Origin of the sequence: Pusillimonas sp. MFBS29 (genome assembly GCF_020687695.1) — a bacterium.
Taxonomy (GTDB): Bacteria; Pseudomonadota; Gammaproteobacteria; order Burkholderiales; family Burkholderiaceae_B; genus Pusillimonas_C.
Map to the genome: position 1 here is coordinate 118,491 of NZ_JAJEWL010000005.1, position 23,173 is coordinate 141,663.

A 23,173-nucleotide genomic window follows, 5' to 3' on the forward strand; every position below is an offset into this window, starting at 1 on the left:
TCAATATCCTGCTTAGAAGGTCCGCGCTTTGGGCGGGAAGCTGTCCACGGTAAGCGGCTTCATGGTGACCGGCTTGTATTCCAGGCGGCTTCCTTCCGAGTACCACAAGGTATGGCGCAACCAGTTTTCATCATCGCGTTCCGGGTGGTCGCTAAGCGCATGGGCGCCGCGACTTTCGGTGCGATTGGCCGCCGACTTGGTTGTGGCACGAGCCACTTCTATCATGTTGGACACTTCAAGTGCCTCGACACGGGCAGTGTTGAAGACCTTGGACTTGTCCTTGAAGTAGATATTGTCTACTTGCTGAGCGATTTCTTCGATAGAGTCCACACCCTTGGCCAGGAGATCAAGCGTACGGAATACGCCGCAGTGATGCTGCATCGACATGCGCATTGCGTTGGCGACATCTTGCGTTTTCTCGCCGGAAGTGCGCGATTCGATCTTGTTGACGCGATCGAGCGAGGCGTCGATGCTGGATTCCGGTATGGGCTGATGCGCGTGCTGACGCTCGGGGTGGGTCTGGACGATATGGTGCCCGGCCGAACGGCCGAACACGATAAGATCCAGCAAGGAATTAGTGCCAAGGCGGTTGGCGCCGTGAACCGAGGTAGCCGCACACTCGCCAATGGCATACAAACCATTGACCGGAGTCGTTTCGCCATTGGCAAAGTTGACGACCTGACCATGGATATTGGTGGGCACGCCACCCATCTGGTAGTGAATGGTCGGAACGACGGGAATCGGATCCTTGATGGGATCGACGTTCGCAAACTTGATGGCAATTTCGCGAATGGAGGGCAGACGCTTCTGTATGGTTTCGGCACCCAGGTGATCGAGCTTGAGCACCACGTAGCTGCCGTCACCACAACCGCGACCTTCCTTGATTTCCTGGTCCATCGAGCGTGATACAAAATCGCGGGGGGCCAGATCCTTGAGCGTGGGCGCATAGCGCTCCATGAAGCGCTCACCGTCTTTGTTCAGCAAAATGCCACCTTCGCCGCGCACACCTTCTGTGATGAGCACGCCGGCACCGGCCACGCCGGTGGGGTGGAATTGCCAGAATTCGAGATCCTGCAAGGGCAGACCGGCACGTGCCGCCATGCCCAGACCGTCGCCGGTATTGATGAAGGCGTTGGTCGATGCAGCCCAGATGCGTCCGGCGCCGCCTGTGGCCAGCACAGTTTGCTTGGCTTCCAGGACGTAGATTTCGCCGGTTTCCATTTCAAGGGCGGTTACACCCAGCACATCGCCGGCCTCATTGCGCAGCAGATCGAGCGCCATCCATTCAACAAAGAACTGAGTGCGCGCAGCAACGTTGCGCTGGTAGAGCGTGTGCAGCATGGCATGACCGGTACGGTCGGCCGCGGCACAGGCACGCTGCACGGGCTTTTCACCAAAGTTGGCGGTGTGGCCGCCAAACGGGCGCTGATAAATTGTGCCGTCGGCGTTACGGTCGAAAGGCATACCGAAATGCTCGAGCTCGTAGACGGCATTGGGGGCCTCGCGGCACATGAATTCGATAGCGTCCTGGTCGCCGAGCCAGTCGGAACCCTTGACGGTATCGTACATATGCCAGTACCAGTTGTCTTCGCTCATGTTGCCAAGGGATGCACTGACACCGCCCTGGGCCGCCACGGTATGTGAACGCGTAGGAAAAACTTTGGTCAGGACCGCGACTGACAAGCCAGCCTGCGCCAGTTCCAGAGAGCAACGCATGCCGGCCCCGCCGGCACCAACGACCACCACATCAAACTGGCGGCGTGGTAGGGAATTTTTGACAGCAGCCACGGCTTATAAACTCCAGAGAATTTTTGCGAAATAAACAACGGCACCGACCAGCCACAAAATGGTCAGAACCTGCAGGAAAAGGCGCACACCAACCGGGTGGACGTAGTCCATCCAGATGTCGCGTACGCCGATCCAGGCATGCCAGGCCAGCGACAGGAACGCCAGCGTTGCCAGCATTTGCCCGACAGGCAGACCCAGGCAGGTAAACGTGAACAAGCCACGCCAGCCTTCGTAGTTCAGCTCAGGGGTGAACAGAATGCCACCCAGCAGCACCACGGTATAAACAGCCATGATGATGGCGGTAACCCGTTGTGCGATGAAGTCGAGCGTGCCGTAATGTGCGCCAACGACCAGGCGCTTTACACCAATACGTTCTTGAGCCATTACCACACCCCAAACAATTTAAGACCAAAGACCAGAGTCAGAGCCAGGCTGACGCCAAATACCACACCGGCCGTTTTTTGGGCCGTATGCTTGTCGTTACCGATATGCAGGTCGAGAACAAGGTAACGAATGCCGGCACAGAAGTGATGCAGATAACCCCAGATCAGGGCCAGCAATACCAGCTTGCACAAGGGGTTGGCCACCCAGGACTGTATGCTCGCAAAGCTTTCCGGCGAGCCCACGCTGAGCGCGAACAACGGCAGGATGACCAGCGGTATACAGAGGAACAACAATGCGCCGCTGATACGGTGCATGATGGATGATTTTCCTGCCAGGGGCAGATGGTAGCCCAGAATCTGCGGTACGCTGATATTGCGAAACTGCGGACGCGGCTTTGAAGCTGAATCGGACATGATGGCCTCGAGTTAAAACAAATTAATTTATTGCAAAGCGCTACTGGCATTTTCGCCGATTTAGGGCTGTTGTACCAAATCGGTGAAAAGACCCTTTTAATTCAAACTGTTTCGGTAGTGGAACCGTTCGGTCACATATAAGCCCCTGCGCACCTCCATGGGTCGGTCACCGTAGGTATAAGACACCCGCTCTACCTTGAGCAGGGCGCTGCCTGGTTCAACATTCAGCAATTCGGCCGGTTCAGTGGCCGCGTTTACTGCGCGGATCTTTTCGTCGGCCCTTAGCATGCTGACGCCAAATTCGGACTCGAACCATGCATACAGCGGGCCCTTGTAGCTGGCCAGCGCATCTGCGGTCAGCCCGCGAAATACCGCAGCCGGCAACCAGATGTCGTCCAGAATGGTGGGGACCTGGTCAAAAGAGAGCAGCCGCCGGATATTGATGGCTACATCGGCTCCCCGCAACTCGAGCAAGGCTGCAATATCGGACGGCGCCTTGCCGCGCCGGCAGTCGAGGATCCGGCTTCCCGACACCACTTGCTTGCCATCGTCGGAGGTCAGGCGCAGGAACCGGAAACGCACCTTGGCTTCGTGGTGAGTCGCAACAAAAGTACCTTTGCCTTGCCGACGGAGCAGCAGATTCTCGGCAGCCAGTTCATCGATGGCCTTGCGTACCGTGCCCTGGCTGACCTGGAAACGGGCCGCCAGTTCGAGTTCGCTGGGTATCGCCTCGCCCGGTTTCCAGTCACCCCGATCAAGGCTCTGCAGCAGCAGGCCCTTGATCTGCTGGTACAGGGGGCTGAAAGCAGCACTGCTGGCAGCGCGCTCTGAGACCTGACCACGATCGGTTGAGGGAGCGTCGGACATCAAAAAATCTTATAGGAATACGAAAGGAACCGCTTAAAGCAAGCACATATAAAACGCCCGCTATTTTCGCACGCCTGGGCGTTTCTGTCTAACACTCTTCTGTCTTATATAAGATATAAGATATTTGACTGAACAACGGTTTTTCGATACGCTAATGAGTTGTGTTGCAGCGCCTCGCTCGCAGCAAGAGTGCGTGTCAATATCTCACCGGCCGCCGCCTGCGGCTGATGGACCGCCCTCAAAAGAATTACACTATCTGTTGTCTCTTCATCCTACATTTCCAACATCTACCGGGAGATAGTTCATGTCCAAACCCGCCATGCGTGTCGCCGTTACCGGCGCTGCCGGCCAAATCGGCTACGCCCTGCTGTTCCGTATCGCCTCAGGCGAAATGCTCGGCAAAGACCAGCCCGTTATTCTTCAACTGCTTGAAATCCCCGATGAAAAAGCCCAGAAGGCGCTGCGCGGCGTCATGATGGAGCTTGACGATTGCGCCTTCCCCCTGCTGGCCGGCATGACGGCACACAGCGACGCGCGTGAAGCGTTCAAGGACGCCGACGTGGCATTGCTGGTAGGTGCCCGCCCACGCGGCCCCGGCATGGAGCGCAAGGATCTGTTGCAGGTCAATGCACAAATCTTCACGGCACAAGGCAAGGCGCTGAACGACGTGGCCAGCCGCGACGTCAAGGTTCTGGTGGTCGGCAACCCAGCCAACACCAACGCCTACATCGCCATGAAATCGGCCCCCGACCTGCCTGCCAAGAATTTCACTGCCATGCTGCGCCTGGATCACAACCGCGCCCTGTCGCAACTGTCCGCCAAATCGGGCAAACCTGTTGCCGACATCGAGAACCTCATCGTGTGGGGCAATCACTCGCCCACCATGTACCCCGATACACGCTTCGCCACAGTCAACGGCGAAAGTCTGCCCGCCCTGATCAATGACGACGCCTGGAATCGCGACACTTTCATTCCCACCGTAGGCAAGCGCGGCGCCGCCATTATCGATGCGCGCGGCCTCTCTTCGGCTGCCTCGGCTGCCAATGCGGCCATCGACCACGTTCGCGACTGGGTCCTGGGCTCGAACGGAAAATGGGTCACCATGGGCGTGCCCTCCGACGGTTCTTACGGCATTCCGGAAGGCATCATCTATGGTGTGCCCGTAACCACCGCCAACGGTGAATACACCCGCGTCGAAGGTCTGGAAATCGACGAATTCTCGCGCGAACGCATGGACTTCACCCTGAAAGAGCTGCTCGAAGAGCGGGACGGCGTGCAAGACCTGCTGAAATAAGCGAATAGCCCGAAGGCACCCGGTCACCCAGAAATTCTGCTGACCGGGAAAACTGTCAGGCCTGAATCCGGAGCAACCCGGACTCAGGCCTTTTCTTTGCCCGGTCCGGACCGGGCGTTCAGGGTTCGATCGGAGGAATGTCTTCGGCCAGGATATTCAGGCTGGCCTGCAAGGCCCTGGAATAGCGCTGCTTTTCCTTCGCAATGCGCTGTGCGTCCCAGGCATAGAAGCCTTGCCCCGTCTTCATGCCCAGCTGTCCGTTTTTGGGTTTGTCAGACAGTATCGCGTGCGGTTGAACGGCATTGGACAAGGTGGGATAAATGGTTGCGGCAGCGGCCGCGTGCACATCCAGGCCTGCGTGCTCTTTCTGCAGAATGGGCCCGGCAGCCAGATAGCGGAAACCGAAGCCAAATCGCACCGCGGCATCAATGTCTTCCGCTGTGGCCACCCCTTCCTGGATCAAAGAAAATGCTTCACGGCCCAAGGCATGTTGCAGGCGGTTGCCGATGAATCCTGGCACATCCTTGCGTACCAGTATGGGCACGGACCCGCAGCGCTTCATGAACGCACTTACCGCATCGGCCACCCCGGGTGCCGTGGACGGCCCCAGCACGATCTCGACCAAAGGCACGATGTGCGCCGGCATGAAAAAATGCAGCCCCAGCATGCGCTCCTGCCCCGGTAAATCCCGGGCAATCTGGCTGACGGGAAAGCTGGAGCTGTTGCTGGTCAGCAAAGTATGGGCAGGCACGCGCTCAGCCAGGGTTTTGAACAGATCACGCTTGATCTGCAACACCTCGGGCACACACTCAATCATCAGATCGACGCCCTGCCAGTCGACATCGTCAATGGACTGCACGATCTCGAGCAGGTCAATATTGTCGCCCCGGTCTATGGCGCGCAGATTTTCGGCAATGCCGGCCCGTATGACCGCGTGCTGCGCTGGCCTGGTTTCCACCACAACCGTGCGGCAACCGGCCCGCAACAGCACCACGGCAACGTCGGCGCCCATGGTGCCGCCGCCCACAACCACGGCCCGCGTGGCGCCCGGTGCGCCCAACCACTGCTCTTGCTTCATCAGATATTCCTGCCTTTCTGTTCTGGAGTTGGATCAGGGAATCATACGCCAGCGTCCACGGCATAACGCCTGAGCTTGCGCCACAGGGTCGTGCGACTGATACCCAGCCGCTCGGCCGCCATTTCACGATTACCGCCACACGCCTTCAGCACTTCACGCAGCTGCGCCAGCTCGGCCTGCGCCCTGCTGCTGCGCAATGCCTGGGATGGCGGCGCAGCGCTTGTCGCGGCAAACAGCTCGGGTGCCATTTCGTGAAGCGACTCAAGCTCTATCGGCGCGCTCTGCTCCACACCGTGAAATACCATGGCACGCTCGATCAGATTCTCAAGTTCGCGAATATTGCCCGGCCAGTCATGGTTTTCGGCCGCGTCGACAATCAAATCGATCAAGCTGTCGTTGACCGGGCGCCGGCTGTTCAACCTGAGCGCAATCCTGTCGGCCAGATGTCGTGCCAGTTGGGGCAGATCCTCGCGCCGCTCCCTTAAGGGGGGCAAATGCACCAGCAGGATATTCAGTCGGTAATACAAGTCCTGACGAAACTCGCCCTGCAACACGCGCTGCTCCAGATTACGGTGCGTGGCTGCAATCACCCGCACATCAACCGGTGTAGGCTCGGTCGCACCGATGCGCAACACTTCCTTTTCCTGAAGCACGCGCAGCAACCGTGTTTGCAGCGACAAGGGCATGTCGCCTATCTCGTCCAGAAAAATCGTGCCGGTGTGCGCGGCTTCGAACAGGCCCACCTTGCCGCCACGACTGGATCCGGTAAACGCGCCATCCACATAACCGAACAGCTCGCTTTCCAGCAGGGTGTCGGGGAAAGCGGCACAGTTGATCGCCACAAAGGGCTGGGACTGACGGGCCCCTGCATTATGTATGCCCTGTGCCAGCAGCTCTTTGCCGGTACCGCTCTCGCCCACAATCAATACGGTTGCACTGCTTTGCGCGCAGGTCTGGGCACGCGCCCGGAGACGCTCCATCACCTTGCTTTGCCCTATGAGATTCTCAAGCCCGTATTTGGCAAGGCGCAAGCCCGGCTGCGTCCTGGAACGCAAGCTGCGATCCAGGCGCTGGATGACAATGGGATCCTGGCAGATCAGTACCGCACCCGTTTGCCGGCCCTGCTCGACAATAGGCATGCGCGTCACTACCATGGTCTTGCCCGCTACCTGCTGGACATGCTCAAGCTCGGCCTCGCCCGTGCGCAAGGTCCCAGCCAGACTCAACTCGTGTCGTACCGCCCCGAGACGCTGACCAATCAGCTGATCGGCCGGAACGCCCAGAATCGCCTCCATTTCCGGATTGACCGTCTCGATACGTTCATCGGAATTGACGGCCACGACGCCATCCTTGAGCTGCCCCAGTATGATGCGCAATTTCTCACGCTTGGCAGCCTCAAGCCTGGCAATGCGCGCCACCTCGATAGCATCCTCCATGGCTTCGCGCACAGCCCCCTGAGAGTAAAGCAGTACCCCTTCCATGCCATAAGAGCGGGCCAGCTCGACCACCAGCCCCGGAGCGACAACCGCCTCGACACCCAGAGCGAGCAGATCCTGCACACAGGCCTCGGCCTCTTGCTCGGTTGTATAGGAACGCAGTTCGACAGACAAGGCGAAGCGCTCGTTGAAGTGCCCGAGCTCGGCGGGAATTTCGCCGTATGTCACCACGGCCAGCCTGCTGGATTTGCCTGATGCCCGCGCCAGCCCCTGCATGACATCAAACCCGCCCGGCTTGACCAGGACGACAGGCAGATCCAGATGTTCCCGCAGAAAGCTTCCGTTCGAGCCTGCCGACACCACCGCATCCACGCCACCCGCCCGCCGCAGGGCGGCAATGCCGGCGACCGCATCGTCATAGGCCTTGTCGAGAATGACCACTTCGGCCAAAGCCCTGTAGGCCGGCGCCAGTTCTTCGAGCAGTGCGCGAAGCCCATGAAACCCTACGGCGGCAATCCGCAGGCGGGATCCGTCGGGTATAGAAAAAAAGTCCATGTGCGCCTTCTGACGTTTCATATAAACCGGAACATGAAACATAATTATTTCATATTTGAAACATCATGTCTGTTACCCGGGCTCAGGCTTGAAACATCACCACGCTGAATTTTCTTTTTGCTACTATGACTTAGGCCTTCCGGCCTGCCGTACGCGCACCCATTCCCAATTGGCATGCTTATTGCTTTAGCTGATAAGAAAATACGCCGATGGCCCAGCCATTGCCAGTCCATTGATCAAAGAGGTTTCGACGTGTCCAATCACCATTCCCAAGTTCAATCCGCCGGCGCCCTGTTTCGCCAGGCCCTGAAAGATGAAAATCCCCTGCAAATCATAGGCGCCATCAATGCCAACCATGCCTTGCTGGCCAAGCGTGCCGGCTACAAGGCCATCTATCTCTCCGGTGGCGGCGTTGCCGCGGGATCCCTGGGTTTGCCGGACTTGGGCATCAACACCCTGGACGACGTCCTGACCGATATCCGCCGCATCACCGACGTATGCGATGTTCCCCTGATGGTAGACATCGACACCGGCTTCGGTCCGTCAGCCTTCAATATTGCCCGCACCATTAAAAGCCTGATCAAATTCGGCGCCGCCGCCTGCCATATCGAGGACCAGGTTGGCGCCAAGCGCTGCGGCCATCGTCCCGGCAAGGAAATCGTGACCGCCCAGGAAATGGTCGACCGCGTCAAGGCCGCCGTCGATGCCCGCACCGACGATAACTTCTTCATCATCGCGCGTACTGACGCCATCGCCGTCGAAGGCGTCGATGCTGCGCTGGATCGCGCAGCGGCATGCGTGGAAGCCGGTGCTGACGGCATCTTTGCCGAGGCCTCTTATGACCTGGCCACTTTCGAGCGCTTTTCCAAGGCGCTCAATGTTCCTGTTCTGGCCAACATCACCGAGTTCGGCAAGACACCTTTGTTCACCGTTCAGGAACTCGAATCGGCCGGGGTCGGCATGGTACTGTATCCGCTGTCCGCCTTCCGCGCGATGAACAAAGCCGCCGAGTCGGTTTACGAGGCCATACGCCGCGATGGCCATCAGAAGAACGTGGTCGATATGATGCAAACACGTGAAGAACTCTATGATCGCATCGGCTACCACGAGTATGAATCCCGTCTAGACGCCCTGTTCCAACAAGGCAAATCGAAATAACCTCTTCCAGGAGCTGCACATGGCCAATACCGAAACTCAAGAAAACAAGCCTAAAGCCAAGAAATCCGTTGCCCTGTCCGGCGTTGTAGCCGGCAACACAGCACTGTGCACAGTGGGGCGCAGCGGCAACGACCTGCACTACCGCGGCTACGATATCCTGGACATCGCAGACACCTGCGAATTCGAGGAAATTGCCCACTTGCTGATACACGGCAAGTTCCCGAACAAGGCCGAACTGAGCGCCTACAAGGCAAAGCTGCGCAAGCTGCGCGGCCTGCCTGCCCAGCTGCAAAGCGCCCTCGAGGCCCTGCCCGCCGCCAGCCATCCCATGGATGTCATGCGTACCGCCGTATCGGTCCTGGGTTGCGTACTGCCCGAGAAAGACGATCACAACCTGCCCGATGCACGCGACATCGCCGATCGTCTTATGGCCTGCCTGGGCTCCGCCCTGCTGTATTGGTATCACTACAGCCACAATGGCCACTACATCGATGTTCAAACCGACGACGACAGCATAGGCGGCCACTTCCTGCACCTGCTGCACGGCAAGGCTCCCAGCGATGGATGGGTGCAGGCCATGCACACTTCGCTGATTCTTTACGCCGAGCACGAGTTCAACGCCTCTACCTTCGCCAGCCGCGTCATTGCAGGCACAGGCTCTGATATCTACTCGGCCATCACCGGCGGTATCGGCGCCTTGCGCGGCCCCAAACACGGCGGCGCCAACGAAGTGGCCTTCGAAGTGCAGAAGCGTTACGAGAACCCGGACGAAGCCGAAGCCGACATTCGCCGCCGCGTCGAGAACAAGGAAGTCGTGATCGGTTTCGGACACCCGGTCTATACCGTTTCCGATCCACGCAACAAAGTTATCAAGGAAGTTGCGCGCAAGCTGTCGGAAACGCAGCAAAACACCAAGATGTACGAAATTGCAGAGCGTCTGGAATCCGTCATGTGGGACGCCAAGAAAATGTTCCCCAACCTGGACTGGTTCTCGGCGGTGTCGTATCACATGATGGGTGTTCCCACTTCCATGTTCACGCCATTGTTCGTCATTGCACGTACCGCCGGCTGGTCGGCACACATTATCGAACAGCGCATCGACAACAAGATCATCCGGCCGACGGCCAACTATGTTGGCCCTGAAGACCAGAAATTCGTTCCCCTGGATCAACGTTAAATCGCCATGAACACTGCATACCGCAAACCCCTGCCCGGCACCGGGCTGGATTACTTCGATACGCGCGCCGCCGTTGAAGACATTCAGCCCGGCGCCTACGACACACTGCCGTACACATCGCGCGTGCTGGCGGAAAACCTGGTGCGCCGCTGTGACCCCGAAACGCTTGTCGCATCGCTGCGACAGCTGATCGAGCGCAAACGCGACCTGGACTTCCCTTGGTTTCCGGCCCGCGTGGTTTGTCACGACATCCTCGGACAAACCGCGCTGGTCGACCTGGCCGGCCTGCGCGAAGCCATCGCCAAGCAAGGCGGCGACCCCGCCCAAGTCAACCCGGTTGTACCTACCCAGCTGATTGTCGATCACTCCCTGGCCGTCGAACACGGCGGCTTTGAGAAAGACGCCTTCATCAAGAATCGCGCCATCGAAGACAGGCGCAACGACGATCGCTTCCATTTCATAAACTGGACCAAGAAAGCGTTCAAGAACGTTGATGTGATTCCACCGGGCAACGGCATCATGCACCAGATCAACCTGGAGCGCATGTCGCCAGTGATTCATGCACGCGATGGCGTTGCCTTTCCCGACACTCTGGTCGGTACCGACAGCCATACGCCGCACGTCGATGCACTTGGCGTGATAGCCATAGGCGTGGGCGGCCTTGAAGCCGAAAGCGTCATGCTGGGCCGAGCATCGTGGATGCGCCTGCCTGACATCATCGGTGTTGAACTGACCGGCAGGCTGCAGCCTGGCATGACCGCCACCGACGTAGTGCTCGCCCTGACCGAGTTCCTGCGCAATCAGAAAGTGGTTTCGTCGTACCTGGAGTTCTATGGCGAAGGCGCGGCCCGCCTGACACTGGGCGATCGCGCCACGATCTCGAACATGACGCCCGAATATGGCGCCACCGCCGCCATGTTCTATATCGACCAGCAAACCATAGACTACCTGAAGCTGACCGGTCGTGATGACGAACAGGTCAAGCTGGTGGAAACCTACGCCAGGCAGGCCGGATTGTGGGCAGACAGCCTGGCAACCGCACAGTACGAACGTGTGCTCACGTTCGATCTGTCGACAGTTACGCGCAATATTGCCGGCCCTTCGAACCCGCACCGTCGTGTGCCCACCTCGGAACTTGCCGACCGCGGCATTTCGGGCGAAGTAGAAAACGAAGCCGGCCTGATGCCTGACGGCGCCGTCATCATCGCCGCCATTACCAGTTGCACCAATACCAGCAATCCGCGCAACGTGATTGCCGCCGGCCTGCTGGCGCGCAACGCCAATGCGCGCGGCCTGACCCGCAAGCCCTGGGTCAAGTCTTCACTGGCACCTGGCTCCAAGGCCGTGCAGCTTTACCTGGAAGAGGCGCAACTGCTGCCGGAACTGGAAAATCTGGGCTTCGGCATCGTGGGCTTTGCCTGCACAACCTGTAATGGCATGAGCGGCGCACTCGATCCGAAGATACAGCAGGAAGTCATAGAGCGCGACCTCTATGCAACTGCTGTGCTGTCGGGCAACCGCAACTTCGACGGCCGCATCCACCCTTACGCCAAACAGGCTTTCCTGGCCTCGCCCCCCCTGGTGGTGGCCTACGCCATCGCCGGCACCATACGCTTCGACATCGAGAAAGATGTGCTGGGCACCGACAATGACGGTAACCCAGTCACCCTTAAGGATATCTGGCCTACCGACGAAGAGATCGACGCAATCGTGGCTGCCAGCGTGAAGCCCGAACACTTCCGCATGGTTTACGAGCCTATGTTCGCCGCCAGCGCTGTCCAGGGTGAACAGCTCAAGCCCTTGTACGATTGGCGCCCGCAAAGCACGTATATCCGCTGCCCGCCCTATTGGGAAGGCGCGCTGGCCGGAGAGCGCACCATGAAGGGTATGCGCCCCCTGGCCGTGCTGGGTGACAACATCACCACAGACCACCTGTCGCCTTCGAATGCCATCATGCCGAACAGCGCTGCGGGCGAGTATCTGGCCAAAATGGGTTTGCCCGAAGAGGATTTCAACTCTTATGCCACGCACCGCGGTGACCACCTGACCGCCCAGCGCGCCACGTTTGCCAATCCCAAGCTTCTGAATGAAATGGTTCAGGAAAACGGACAGGTCAAGCAAGGTTCGCTGGCTCGCATCGAGCCTGAAGGCAAAGTGGTGCGCATGTGGGAAGCCATCGAAACCTATATGGAACGCAAGCAACCGCTGATCATTATTGCGGGCGCCGATTACGGCCAGGGTTCTTCGCGCGACTGGGCAGCCAAAGGCGTTCGCCTGGCCGGCGTCGAAGCCATTACTGCCGAAGGTTTTGAACGCATACATCGCACCAACCTGGTAGGCATGGGTGTGCTGCCGCTGGAGTTCAAGCCGGGCACCAATCGCAATACCCTGGCTATCGATGGCACGGAAACCTACGATGTGCTGGGCCAGCCTACTCCGCTGGCCACACTGACCCTGGTGATCAACCGCCAGAACGGCGAGCGCGTTGAAGTACCGGTTACGTGCCGCCTGGATACTGCCGAGGAAGTCTCGATTTATGAGGCAGGCGGTGTACTGCAGCGCTTTGCCCAGGACTTCATCGAATCGGCAGCAAGCACTCAAGACTAGCGAAAATAAGGACGAATCCATGGCATACCAAGCTCAGATCCGGGTGCCCGCAACCTATATGCGCGGCGGTACCAGCAAAGGTGTCTTCTTCCGGTTGCAGGACTTGCCGGAAGCGGCGCAACAACCCGGTCCCGTCCGTGATGCGCTGCTGCTGCGTGTGATCGGCAGCCCGGATCCCTATGGCAAGCACACCGATGGCATGGGCGGCGCCACATCCAGCACCAGCAAAACGGTAATCCTGTCCAAAAGCAGCCGCCCCGATCACGATGTGGACTATCTTTTCGGCCAGGTGTCGATAGACAAGCCATTCGTGGACTGGAGCGGGAACTGCGGGAACCTGTCTGCTGCAGTGGGTCCGTTCGCCATCACGAACGGACTGGTCGATGCCAGCCGCATTCCGGAAAACGGCGTCGCCGTTGTGCGTATCTGGCAGGCCAATATCGGCAAGACCATTATTTCGCACGTACCCATCACGCAGGGCAAGGTACAGGAAACCGGTGACTTCGTGCTCGATGGCGTCACATTTCCATCTGCCGAGATCCAGCTTGAATTCATGGATCCTGCCGCCGAGGAAGATGGCGACGGCGGAGCGATGTTTCCTACCGGCAATATCGTAGATGACCTCGAGGTTGCCGGTATAGGCATGCTCAAGGCCACAATGATCAATGCCGGCATTCCAACAGTCTTCGTCAATGCCAAGGATATTGGCTACACCGGCCTGGAGCTTCAGGACGCGATCAATGGTGACGAAAAGGCCTTGGCCAAATTCGAAACCATACGCGCTCACGGTGCTCTGCGCATGGGGCTGATATCCGATTTAAGCGAAGCCGCACAGCGTCAGCACACACCCAAGGTAGCCTTCGTTGGCCGGCCGGCCAATTACACGGCCTCCAGCGGCAAGGAGGTTCGGGCTTCCGACATCGATCTGGTGGTGCGTGCTTTGTCCATGGGCAAGCTGCATCATGCCATGATGGGTACGGCTGCAGTCGCTATCGGCACGGCAGCCGCGATTCCTGGCACGCTGGTCAATATGGCCGCCGGTGGCACCGCTCGCGAGGCTGTCACCTTCGGCCACCCTTCGGGTACGCTGCGGGTCGGTGCACAGGCGGTCCAGGAAGGTGGCGATTGGAAGGTGAAGAAAGCCATCATGAGCCGCAGCGCGCGGGTACTGATGGAGGGAGCGGTCTTCGTTCCCGGAGATGTCATTCAGGATTGACCGTACTCTAGAGCCCCGGTTTTTACCGGGGTTTTAGTATGTTCGACACTTAAAGGAAGCTTTTTTGTTCTTGGCGAGGCCTCGCCACTTCCAAGGAAGCCTTTTCCGTTCTAAATCCAGGCTGCTGTACCGGGCAGGGTTCGGGCTTCACGCACACCGCCCCGGCTGCGCCGTGGCTACCCGGTACAGCAGCCTTGCCATTCAGAATCGGCGTAAAAGGCTTTAGGGGTCTGGGTATTGGTCCCAAACGATTTTTTTGGGCCAGTTCTTTATTTTGGCCTGTTCCTTACCTGGAAAGGCCTGTGTGGCAGGGGCTGTGGAGGCGCCTTGCGCAACCGCGTGAAGCCGGAATGGCCCCTGCCACACAGGCCTTTCTAAAGAACTCAAATAAAAAAGCCACCAAATAAACACGCTGCCGGCTGCACAAGCGAAATTAAGCACCCACAACGCACCAATGGCCAATCTGGCCGCACCCCAACGCAAGGCGTATAGTGGTTATGGCCCATACCCTGACCATGGTTGCACCCTGCAACCGCAAACACCTGGAGCCCATGCCATGTCGTCAGCCGCCCACCCCGAATGGGATCAGGTCATGGTCGACATCGTCGACTATGCCCGTGAATACGAAATCACGTCCCAGCTTGCATACGACACCGCCCGAAACTGCCTGATCGACACATTGGGCTGCGGTCTGGAAGCATTGAAGTACCCGGCCTGCACCAAGCTGCTGGGGCCCATAATACCGGGCACAACCGTGCCAGATGGCGCCAGGGTGCCTGGAACACAGCACCAGCTCGATCCCGTCCAGGCCGCATTCAATATCGGCGCCATGGTGCGCTGGCTCGATTTCAACGACACCTGGCTGGCCGCCGAATGGGGACACCCTTCCGACAACCTGGGTGCAATTCTGGCAACAGCTGACTGGCTGTCCCGTACCGCCGTCGCAGCCGGAAAACCGCCGCTGACCACGCGCGATGTTCTGGCGGCAATGATCAAGGCACACGAGATCCAGGGCTGCATCGCATTGGAAAATTCCTTCAACAAGGTCGGCCTTGATCACGTCATACTGGTCAAGGTGGCCTCAACCGCAGTCATTTCGTTCATGCTCGGCCTGAGCCGCGAACAAGCCCTGAACGCTGTTTCACTGGCCTGGATCGACGGCCAAAGCTTGCGCACCTATCGTCACGCACCCAATACCGGCAGCCGTAAAAGCTGGGCTGCCGGCGATGCGACCAGCCGGGCAGTACGCCTTGCGCTGATGGCCAGAACGGGCGAAATGGGCTACCCGTCTGCCTTGTCCGCCCCGACCTGGGGCTTTTACGATGTACTGTTCAAGGGGCACGCTTTTCGCTTCCAGCGGCCTTATGGCAGCTACGTAATGGAAAACATATTGTTCAAGATTTCCTTTCCCGCCGAGTTCCATGCGCAAACCGCCGTGGAATGCGCGATGGAAATTCATCAGCAACTGTCAGCGGCAGGAAAAACCAGCGACGACATCCGGAAAATCACTATCCGCACACACGAGGCCTGCCTGCGCATCATCGACAAGACCGGGCCGCTGCACAATCCGGCCGATCGCGATCATTGCATCCAGTACATGGTGGCTGTACCACTGATATTTGGCCGTCTGACGGCTGCCGACTACGAAGATGACGTAGCTGCAGATCCACGCATAGACGCACTGCGCGACAAAATCAAATGCGTCGAAGACCCCGCATTCACCATCAGCTACCACAATCCCCAAGAGCGTTCGATCGCCAATGCTCTGACGGTAGAGCTGACGGATGGCACCGTACTGGACGAAGTGGTGAACCTTTATCCCCTGGGGCACAGGCGCCGCCGTGATCAGGGCATTCCACTGCTCGAGTCCAAGTTCCGCACACACCTGGCTGATCACTATCCCCCGCATCAACAGCAACGCATTATCGAAACATCGCTGGATCAGGATGCTCTGGAGCGTATGCCCGTGCACGAATATGTGGATTTATACGTAATTTAACGACGGTACAATGCAAGGTCGCAGCATCGCTCACGCAACACTGACTATTCCAACATGTTCGACACCTTTGTTTTTTACGCCTTGCCCCTGTCTTTCACTCTGCTGGTTGCCTGCGCCCTGACCGCGCTGGTATCGGCGGGCGTGCTCTTCATGTTCCGGTTGCGAGTAACCAACCAGACCTTGAAACATCCGTATCTGGACAAATTCCCCTGGGCTCGCCTTCCCCTGAGCATCAAGGCAGGTATTTTGCTGGACTACTTCCTGCGTCTGACGTTTCCGCGGTCCAGATTCTGGATTATCGGAGATGCCAACTATCGTCTGGCACACGTGCAGCCGGATGATGTTTCCGCGCATATCAAATGGCCGCTCATGGGTTTATGGGGCGGTTGCTTTGTGGGTCTTGTGGCCATGCTGGTACTTTGGGCCATGATCCTCATTAAAATGCCCTGAACCTCATCCCTCAGATACGGAGCCAAATACATGAGTCGTGCCGTACAGCATCATCCAGCCGAACAGCGTTTCCAGTGGGTAGAAGACGGAGTGGCCAGCGAACTGGTCTACGAATTGCAGAACGGTGTTATGTCCATCTTGCACACCGGCGTACCCATGGCCGTGGGCGGGCGCGGCATTGCTGCAGACCTCACCCAGGCTGCGCTCACCACTGCCCGCGAAGAAGGATGGCTGGTGCGCCCTGTCTGCTCTTATGTTGCAGGCTATATCCGGAAACATCCCGAGTACGAGTCCCTGCTCGCCTGACGCCGGCAGCGGCATTTCTCCCGGTTCGACAGCGTATTTCTCCTTTAAGCGACAGACCTTGGTTTTAAGTCTTATATAAGATATAAGACATTTGCTTCCAGCGCCGCTTCCTCCTACAATTAGGGGGACGCTTCATTCTCATTTCTCTTAGAATCAAGGGCATGCACCATGCTGGAAAATTATCGCCAACACGTTGCCGAACGCGCCGCGTTGGGCATACCTCCCCTTGCGCTGTCTGCGCAACAAACTGCTGATCTGATCGAACTGCTCAAGGCTCCGCCCGCCGGCGAGGAAGCCTTCCTGGTCGAACTGTTTACCCACCGCGTACCGGCTGGTGTCGATGACGCCGCCAAGGTCAAGGCCTCGTATCTGGCTGCTCTGGCTCTGGGCAAAGAAACCTGTGCGCTCATCGATCGCAAGCACGCCACCGAGCTGCTGGGCACTATGCTGGGCGGCTACAACATCGGACCGCTGATCGATCTGCTCGACAACGAAGAACTGGCTCCTGTCGCAGCCGAAGGCCTGAAGAAAACACTGCTGGTATTCGATGCCTTCCACGACATCCAGGAAAAAGCCGCCAAGGGCAACCAGTACGCCAAGGCTGTTTTGCAAAGCTGGGCCGACGCCGAATGGTTCACACGCAATCCGGAAGTACCTGAAAGCCTGACCATTACGGTTTTCAAGGTGCCTGGCGAAACCAATACCGACGACCTGTCGCCGGCCCCCGACGCCACTACCCGCCCCGATATCCCCCTGCATGCACTGGCCATGCTCAAGAATCGCCGCGACGGTGCCGCGTTCGAGCCTGAAGAAGACGGCAAGCGCGGTCCGGTCAAGTTCATCGAGTCGCTCAAGGAAAAAGGCCATCTGGTCGCCTACGTGGGCGACGTGGTCGGCACCGGCTCTTCGCGCAAGTCAGCCACCAACTCCGTCTTGTGGTTCACAGGCCAAGACATCCCCTTCGTGCCCAACAAACGCTTTGGCGGCGTATGCCTGGGCAACAAGATTGCACCTATCTTCTACAACACCATGGAAGATGCCGGCGCACTGCCCATCGAACTCGACGTCTCCAAGATGGAAATGGGCGATGTTATCGAACTGCGCCCCTATGAAGGCAAGGCACTCAAGAATGGCGAAGTAATCGCCGAATTCCAGGTCAAGTCCGACGTATTGTTCGACGAAGTCCGTGCCGGCGGCCGTATCCCGCTGATTATCGGACGCGGCCTGACGGCCCGCGCACGCGAAGCCCTGGGTCTGCCTGTTTCCACGCTGTTCCGCCTCCCGCAGAATCCTGCTGATTCCGGCAAGGGCTATTCGCTGGCACAGAAAATGGTCGGCCGCGCCTGCGGCTTGCCCGAAGGCAAGGGCGTACGTCCCGGCACCTATTGCGAACCCAAAATGACCTCGGTCGGCAGCCAGGACACCACTGGCCCCATGACACGCGACGAGCTCAAAGACCTGGCCTGCCTGGGCTTCTCGGCTGATCTCGTGATGCAGTCCTTCTGCCACACTGCCGCCTATCCCAAGCCTGTCGACGTCAAGACTCACCACGAGCTGCCTGAGTTCATCAGCACCCGCGGCGGCGTTTCCCTGCGTCCCGGCGACGGCATCATCCACTCCTGGCTGAACCGCATGCTGCTGCCCGACACCGTAGGTACCGGCGGCGACTCGCACACCCGCTTCCCCATCGGTATCAGCTTCCCTGCCGGCTCCGGCCTGGTGGCTTTTGCGGCTGCAACCGGCGTTATGCCTCTTGATATGCCCGAGTCTGTGCTGGTGCGCTTCAAGGGCGAAATGCAGCCCGGCGTAACCCTGCGCGACCTGGTCAATGCCATTCCGCTGTACGCCATCAAGCAAGGTTTGCTGACGGTCGCCAAACAAGGCAAGAAGAACATCTTCTCCGGCCGCATCCTTGAAATCGAAGGCTTGCCCAACCTGAAGATCGAACAGGCATTCGAACTGACCGACGCATCCGCAGAGCGCTCGGCCGCCGGATGCACCGTACGTCTGAACAAAGAGCCCATCATCGAATACATCAACAGCAATATCACCTTGCTGAAATGGATGATCGCCAATGGCTACGAAGACGAACGCACACTGGGCCGCCGCATCAAGGCCATGCAGGCCTGGCTCGAGAATCCCCAGCTGCTCGAACCCGATGCCGACGCTGAATACGCAGCGGTCATTGAAATCGATCTGGCCGACGTGCACGAGCCCATCGTTGCCTGCCCGAACGACCCTGACGATGTGAAAACACTGTCCGACGTCTCCGGCACGGTCATCGATGAAGTCTTCATCGGCAGCTGCATGACCAATATCGGCCACTTCCGCGCAGCCTCCAAGCTGCTGGAAGGCAAACGAGACATCCCCACCAAGCTGTGGGTGGCTCCTCCGACCAAGATGGATCAGAAACAGCTGACTGAAGAAGGTCACTACGGTGTTCTGGGCGGTGCCGGCGCACGCATGGAAATGCCAGGCTGCTCGTTGTGCATGGGCAACCAGGCACAAGTGCGCGAAGGTGCCACTGTCATGTCTACCAGTACCCGCAACTTCCCGAACCGCCTGGGCAAGAACTCCAATGTGTTCCTGGGTTCGGCAGAACTGGCAGCCATTTGTTCGCGCCTGGGTCGCATCCCCACGCGCGAGGAATACATGGCCGACATGGGTGTACTCAGCGACAATGGTGACCAGATTTACCGTTACATGAACTTCGACCAGATCGAAGACTTCCAGGAAATCGCCGACTCGGTCGACCTCTGATGAACTGAGCGGCCTTCAGGCTGCTAAAGCTCCCGGTGCAAGACACCGGGAGCTTTTTTTTGCCTGACCGGCAGTCTTTACCCGGCCCTTGTACATGAGGGAAAGCGGTACACTAGGACGATTATCCGCCCTATCTTTGATGCAATATATGCCTGCTACTACGCTGCCCCGTCTGACCCGCGATGCACAGCGTCTTCTGAGCCTTACCGAGGCGTTGTCGCGTTCGGGAAGCCGCCTGGAAGACATTTACTGGGAAGATCTGCTGGCCGCCCAGCTTAACAAGCTGTTGCTGGGCAAAAAGAACAAAGCAGTCGAAAACGCACTGGATCACCTGCTGACCACAGATGTCAATGCCTACGAGATTCTGGTGGAACAGGCCGAGACGCTGTCAGAATCCACACGCCTGACCCACGATGGCACCGAGTACGACGTGCTGTTGTTCTCGGCCCCTCTGGTCGCCTGGACGCGCTACCAGCTGCCGCAGGGCGAACTCACCACCACGCAGGTCGCCGAGCTGATTGCCCAGATGCAAGCCAGCATCGTTGCGCCCGATGCCCGTGTGGCGGTCATTCCCCGGCTGGTAAATTTTGATCACATGCCCCAGTCATTTCAGGAAACCCGCACCTGGCTTCAGCAACTGGCCCACCAGGCACTGAACATTTCTCCTGATCCGCAGCCCATCAAGCTTGCGGGCGATACCGACAGCCTGCTGGCCGATGCACGATTCCTGGTGGGCGTGATCGTCGTTCCCAAGGGGCAACCGCTGTTTCGCTGGCAAACCAGACAAGACGCCAGCACCTTTGTTCCCCGCCAGCAATGCCATGAAGACTGGGCACACGGCAGCGCCGCCATCCTCGGCACACTGTTCACTGGCTGTCATGTCGAGTTTCTGCAGCCCGATGCCTATTACGTCAACAGTCGTGAGGCAGACCGACGCATACGCCCGCTGGCCCTGAAGGCTGCCGTGACCTGGCTGCAGACGGCTGCACAACTATCCGGAAGCGAGCTTCGGGCCGTCATTGCAGGCTGTGGCGACACCGGCATAGAGGAATACCGCATAGGCTTCACCCCGCGCCAGCGCAATGAAGTCATCTACGGCTGCATCTGGCCTGTGCTCAGCAAAGAAGAAGCGGCATCCGACAGCATGCACGACGGCCATGTCGATGTTCCCGACGAAATCGCCGCACTGCTCAAGGAAATGGGTGTTTCCGATATTCGACGGCTGCCGGGTGTATATGGCCCCGAGTTCTGCGACGATTGTGGTGCTCCATTCTTTCCGAATGGCCTGGGCGAGATGCTGCACCCGGAACTGCCTGAAGAAACCGACCTCACTCCCATACACTTTCACTGAATGGGCCGACCAAGCATCGATATCTTTTGCCGGGTAATCGATAACTTTGGTGATATCGGTGTGTGCTGGCGCCTGGCCAGGCAACTGGCCCGGTCGCCCGATGTGAAGGCAGTCCGCCTGTGGGTAGACGATTTGCACAGCTTTGCACGCATCGAACCCAGGCTCGATTGCGTCGCTCCGGCCGCGGTCATTGAAGGAGTGACCATTGTGCACTGGGCACCGTCACCTCCCGATCTGGCGCCCCATGATGTCGTCGTAGAGGCCTTTGCCTGCGATCCGCCCCCTGGCTACATCCAGCGCATGATCAAGCAGAAAAGCCTCTGGATCAACCTTGAGTATCTGAGCGCCGAGCCCTGGGTGGAGTCCTGCCACGCCTTGCCTTCGCTGCAGGCCAATGGCTTGCAGAAGGCCTTCTTCTTTCCCGGGTTTACAGCAGCCACAGGTGGGCTGCTGCGCGAACCAGACCTGCTGCCGGAACGTGACGACTGGATTGCACGGCCAGCCTTGCGAGGCCAACTGCTGCGCGATATTGGCCTGCCCGCAAAACATGTCGAAGCGCTTCTTGGCAACACCCGCCAGGTCCTGTTGTTCGCCTATCCGCAAGCTCCGGCGGCCGGCCTGCTGCAAGCACTGGCTGACGACGCCACCCCATCCGTGGTTCTGGTTCCTGCCGGCGTCTGCCCCGACCTGCCGCGCGGACAGCACCGCAGCGTCTACGTTCACGACATGCCATTCACGGATCAGGCCGGTTTCGACCGCCTGCTCTGGAGCAGTGACCTGAACTGCGTTCGCGGTGAAGATTCCCTGGTGCGGGCACTGTGGGCGGGCAAGCCCATGCTCTGGCATATATATCCTCAAGACGACAATGCACACCTGATCAAGCTGGACGCCTGGCTTGCACAATCGCCCTTCCAGCCATTAACAGGTGAGCTGATGCGGGCATGGAACGGCCCGGACTCCCTGGGCTGCACAGCGCTGCTAAGCAACGCGCTGGCACCCACCCACTGGGCTGAATGGCAGGCAGCCAGTGCAGCCTGGAGCAGACAGCTGGCAAAGTTGCCCGATCTGGCCAGTACGCTGATCGACTTCTGCCTTGAACGCGTAACCGAATAGCCCTCTCCAAGCGGATTGGCGGCGAAACGGTTAAAATGCTCGGTTTAGTGAGACTTGCTTCGGCCCGGCAGCAACATCTGGCGGAGCACTTGAAATCCCGGAGTTTTTAAATTTATGAAAACCGCACAAGAACTGCGCGTTGGTAACGTCGTGATGGTCGGCAACGATCCACTGGTCGTACAAAAAACCGAATACAACAAATCCGGCCGTAACTCGGCTGTCGTGAAATTGAAATTCAAGAACCTGCTGACCGGTTCGGGCAGTGAGTCCGTGTCCAAGGCAGATGAAAAATTCGAAATCGTCATGCTCGAAAACAAAGAGTGCACCTACTCTTATTTTGCCGAGCCCATGTACGTATTCATGGACGAAGAGTACAACCAGTACGAAGTCGAAGCCGAAAGCATGGGCGATGCCCTGAACTACCTCGAAGAAGGTATGGCAGTAGAAGTCGTGTTCTACGAGGGTCGCGCTATTTCAGTTGCGCTGCCCACCATCGTTGTGCGTGAAATCGTATACACCGAACCAGCCGTCAAGGGCGACACATCGGGCAAGGTTCTGAAGCCCGCCAAGACCAACACTGGCCTGGAAGTTGCCGTACCACTGTTCTGCAACATCGGCGACAAAATTGAAATCGATACCCGCACGAACGAATACCGTAGCAGGGTGATGTAAAAAAAGCGGCATCAGCCGCTTTTTCTTTATCTGGCAATTACCTTGCCTACTGCAAGCGCTCATCATCCAGAAAATCGGGGATGGGCATCACATCAATGCCATCGCGTGCCAGTTCTTCGCGTTCTTGCTGCGTGGCAACGCCACGTATGGCGCGCTCTTGAGTTTCGCCATCGTGCATGCTGCGCACCTCTTGGGCAAATCGCACGCCTACATCTTCGGTATTGCGTATCATCTGGCGTATATGCTGCAGCATCTGGGCCTGCAATTGCGCCACCTGCCCTGCACTGGGGGCTGCCACCGCATCCGATGCTCCGGCAGAAGCCCCGGCCGACTCCTTGATATGACTTACATTCAGCCTGGGTGCCGAGAGCTTCTTGCTGATCTGGTGGCTATTGCACACAGGACAGCTCAGCAGGCCGCTGACCTGCTGGGATTCGTAACTGTCAGTCGAGCTGAACCAGCCTTCAAAGACATGGCTCTGGTCGCACTGAAGATCAAAGACTTTTAATGACATATCAACCATATGCGGGCACAGTGCCCGAATTCAAG

The 23,173-nt window shown here is 58.4% G+C and carries 19 protein-coding genes; 12 read left to right on the forward strand and 7 right to left on the reverse strand.

All coding sequences use genetic code 11. The features are described from left to right. Nucleotides 1–12: 12 nt before the first annotated feature. From sdhA to LKR43_RS09010, 4 genes are all read right to left on the reverse strand, one after another. Nucleotides 13–1,788, reverse strand: coding sequence for a succinate dehydrogenase flavoprotein subunit (gene sdhA, locus LKR43_RS08995; protein ID WP_227683721.1), 1,776 nt, complete (start codon nucleotides 1,786–1,788; stop codon nucleotides 13–15). A gap of 3 nt (nucleotides 1,789–1,791) precedes the next feature. Next, the gene (gene sdhD / locus LKR43_RS09000) at nucleotides 1,792–2,172 is read right to left on the reverse strand and encodes a succinate dehydrogenase, hydrophobic membrane anchor protein (protein WP_227683722.1); all 381 of its coding nucleotides are present in this window, start codon (nucleotides 2,170–2,172) and stop codon (nucleotides 1,792–1,794) included. Continuing rightward, a complete protein-coding gene (gene sdhC, locus LKR43_RS09005; RefSeq protein WP_227683723.1) occupies nucleotides 2,172–2,585 on the reverse strand; it encodes a succinate dehydrogenase, cytochrome b556 subunit in 414 nt (137 codons plus the stop codon). The genes sdhD and sdhC overlap by 1 nt, the downstream gene beginning before the upstream one ends. Nucleotides 2,586–2,681: 96 nt before the next feature. Beyond that, nucleotides 2,682–3,452 (reverse strand): GntR family transcriptional regulator, encoded by a 771-nt coding sequence (locus tag LKR43_RS09010; RefSeq protein WP_227683724.1) that lies wholly within the window; start codon nucleotides 3,450–3,452, stop codon nucleotides 2,682–2,684. A gap of 304 nt (nucleotides 3,453–3,756) precedes the next feature. On the opposite strand from LKR43_RS09010, the gene LKR43_RS09015 reads away from it, so the two are divergent. Beyond that, a complete protein-coding gene (locus LKR43_RS09015; protein ID WP_227683725.1) occupies nucleotides 3,757–4,746 on the forward strand; it encodes a malate dehydrogenase in 990 nt (329 codons plus the stop codon). A 118-nt stretch (nucleotides 4,747–4,864) separates the two neighbouring features. Here LKR43_RS09015 and LKR43_RS09020 read toward each other — a convergent pair whose 3' ends face one another. Together LKR43_RS09020 and prpR are read right to left on the reverse strand one after the other, a co-directional pair. Next, nucleotides 4,865–5,827 (reverse strand): 3-hydroxyacyl-CoA dehydrogenase family protein, encoded by a 963-nt coding sequence (locus tag LKR43_RS09020; protein WP_370632089.1) that lies wholly within the window; start codon nucleotides 5,825–5,827, stop codon nucleotides 4,865–4,867. A 38-nt stretch (nucleotides 5,828–5,865) separates the two neighbouring features. Then, a complete protein-coding gene (gene prpR / locus LKR43_RS09025; protein WP_227683727.1) occupies nucleotides 5,866–7,815 on the reverse strand; it encodes a propionate catabolism operon regulatory protein PrpR in 1,950 nt (649 codons plus the stop codon). Between the two features lie 252 nt (nucleotides 7,816–8,067). Between prpR and prpB the strand changes: the two genes are divergently transcribed. The 11 genes from prpB (at nucleotide 8,068) to efp (ending at nucleotide 22,624) form a co-directional block, all read left to right on the forward strand. Beyond that, nucleotides 8,068–8,973, forward strand: coding sequence for a methylisocitrate lyase (prpB, locus tag LKR43_RS09030; protein WP_227683728.1), 906 nt, complete (start codon nucleotides 8,068–8,070; stop codon nucleotides 8,971–8,973). Between the two features lie 19 nt (nucleotides 8,974–8,992). Continuing rightward, complete coding sequence (gene prpC, locus LKR43_RS09035) at nucleotides 8,993–10,150, forward strand: 2-methylcitrate synthase (protein WP_227683729.1); 1,158 nt, start codon at nucleotides 8,993–8,995, stop codon at nucleotides 10,148–10,150. A 6-nt stretch (nucleotides 10,151–10,156) separates the two neighbouring features. Then, a complete protein-coding gene (gene acnD / locus LKR43_RS09040) occupies nucleotides 10,157–12,757 on the forward strand; it encodes a Fe/S-dependent 2-methylisocitrate dehydratase AcnD (RefSeq protein ID WP_227683730.1) in 2,601 nt (866 codons plus the stop codon). Nucleotides 12,758–12,776: 19 nt separating this feature from the next. Further along, complete coding sequence (gene prpF, locus LKR43_RS09045; protein ID WP_227683731.1) at nucleotides 12,777–13,973, forward strand: 2-methylaconitate cis-trans isomerase PrpF; 1,197 nt, start codon at nucleotides 12,777–12,779, stop codon at nucleotides 13,971–13,973. Between the two features lie 556 nt (nucleotides 13,974–14,529). Next, on the forward strand, nucleotides 14,530–15,972 hold the full coding sequence (locus tag LKR43_RS09050; protein WP_227683732.1) for a bifunctional 2-methylcitrate dehydratase/aconitate hydratase: 1,443 nt from the start codon (nucleotides 14,530–14,532) through the stop codon (nucleotides 15,970–15,972). Between the two features lie 54 nt (nucleotides 15,973–16,026). Continuing rightward, nucleotides 16,027–16,422: a hypothetical protein gene (locus LKR43_RS09055; protein ID WP_227683733.1), complete on the forward strand. Its 396-nt coding sequence runs from the start codon at nucleotides 16,027–16,029 to the stop codon at nucleotides 16,420–16,422. Nucleotides 16,423–16,452: 30 nt separating this feature from the next. Further along, entirely contained in the window at nucleotides 16,453–16,728 is a 276-nt protein-coding gene (locus tag LKR43_RS09060) for a GNAT family N-acetyltransferase (protein WP_227683734.1), read from the forward strand. 168 nt (nucleotides 16,729–16,896) lie between these two features. Then, nucleotides 16,897–19,488, forward strand: coding sequence for a bifunctional aconitate hydratase 2/2-methylisocitrate dehydratase (gene acnB / locus LKR43_RS09065; RefSeq protein WP_227683735.1), 2,592 nt, complete (start codon nucleotides 16,897–16,899; stop codon nucleotides 19,486–19,488). 148 nt (nucleotides 19,489–19,636) lie between these two features. Continuing rightward, complete coding sequence (locus LKR43_RS09070) at nucleotides 19,637–20,839, forward strand: DUF2863 family protein (protein ID WP_227683736.1); 1,203 nt, start codon at nucleotides 19,637–19,639, stop codon at nucleotides 20,837–20,839. Then, entirely contained in the window at nucleotides 20,840–21,952 is a 1,113-nt protein-coding gene (gene earP / locus LKR43_RS09075) for an elongation factor P maturation arginine rhamnosyltransferase EarP (protein WP_227683737.1), read from the forward strand. A gap of 114 nt (nucleotides 21,953–22,066) precedes the next feature. Beyond that, nucleotides 22,067–22,624 carry an elongation factor P gene (gene efp, locus LKR43_RS09080; RefSeq protein ID WP_227683738.1) on the forward strand — a complete coding sequence of 186 codons (558 nt, stop codon included), beginning with the start codon at nucleotides 22,067–22,069 and terminating at the stop codon, nucleotides 22,622–22,624. Nucleotides 22,625–22,670: 46 nt separating this feature from the next. Here the strand turns inward: efp and LKR43_RS09085 are convergent, their stop codons facing one another. Beyond that, nucleotides 22,671–23,138, reverse strand: coding sequence for a DUF1178 family protein (locus LKR43_RS09085; protein WP_227683739.1), 468 nt, complete (start codon nucleotides 23,136–23,138; stop codon nucleotides 22,671–22,673). Between the last annotated feature and the right edge of the window lie 35 nt (nucleotides 23,139–23,173).

Bases quoted from the DNA above. Each gene is read 5' to 3' on its own strand.
- prpC (WP_227683729.1), top strand. From the start codon at position 8,993: ATGGCCAATACCGAAACTCAAGAAAACAAGCCTAAAGCCAAGAAATCC.
- efp (WP_227683738.1), top strand. From the start codon at position 22,067: ATGAAAACCGCACAAGAACTGCGCGTTGGTAACGTCGTGATGGTCGGC.
- LKR43_RS09070 (WP_227683736.1), top strand. From the start codon at position 19,637: ATGCCTGCTACTACGCTGCCCCGTCTGACCCGCGATGCACAGCGTCTT.
- LKR43_RS09050 (WP_227683732.1), top strand. From the start codon at position 14,530: ATGTCGTCAGCCGCCCACCCCGAATGGGATCAGGTCATGGTCGACATC.
- prpF (WP_227683731.1), top strand. From the start codon at position 12,777: ATGGCATACCAAGCTCAGATCCGGGTGCCCGCAACCTATATGCGCGGC.
- acnB (WP_227683735.1), top strand. From the start codon at position 16,897: ATGCTGGAAAATTATCGCCAACACGTTGCCGAACGCGCCGCGTTGGGC.
- LKR43_RS09055 (WP_227683733.1), top strand. From the start codon at position 16,027: ATGTTCGACACCTTTGTTTTTTACGCCTTGCCCCTGTCTTTCACTCTG.
- sdhC (WP_227683723.1), bottom strand. From the start codon at position 2,585: ATGTCCGATTCAGCTTCAAAGCCGCGTCCGCAGTTTCGCAATATCAGC.
- prpR (WP_227683727.1), bottom strand. From the start codon at position 7,815: ATGGACTTTTTTTCTATACCCGACGGATCCCGCCTGCGGATTGCCGCC.
- LKR43_RS09085 (WP_227683739.1), bottom strand. From the start codon at position 23,138: ATGTCATTAAAAGTCTTTGATCTTCAGTGCGACCAGAGCCATGTCTTT.
- LKR43_RS09010 (WP_227683724.1), bottom strand. From the start codon at position 3,452: ATGTCCGACGCTCCCTCAACCGATCGTGGTCAGGTCTCAGAGCGCGCT.
- sdhD (WP_227683722.1), bottom strand. From the start codon at position 2,172: ATGGCTCAAGAACGTATTGGTGTAAAGCGCCTGGTCGTTGGCGCACAT.
- earP (WP_227683737.1), top strand. From the start codon at position 20,840: ATGGGCCGACCAAGCATCGATATCTTTTGCCGGGTAATCGATAACTTT.
- LKR43_RS09060 (WP_227683734.1), top strand. From the start codon at position 16,453: ATGAGTCGTGCCGTACAGCATCATCCAGCCGAACAGCGTTTCCAGTGG.
- acnD (WP_227683730.1), top strand. From the start codon at position 10,157: ATGAACACTGCATACCGCAAACCCCTGCCCGGCACCGGGCTGGATTAC.
- LKR43_RS09015 (WP_227683725.1), top strand. From the start codon at position 3,757: ATGTCCAAACCCGCCATGCGTGTCGCCGTTACCGGCGCTGCCGGCCAA.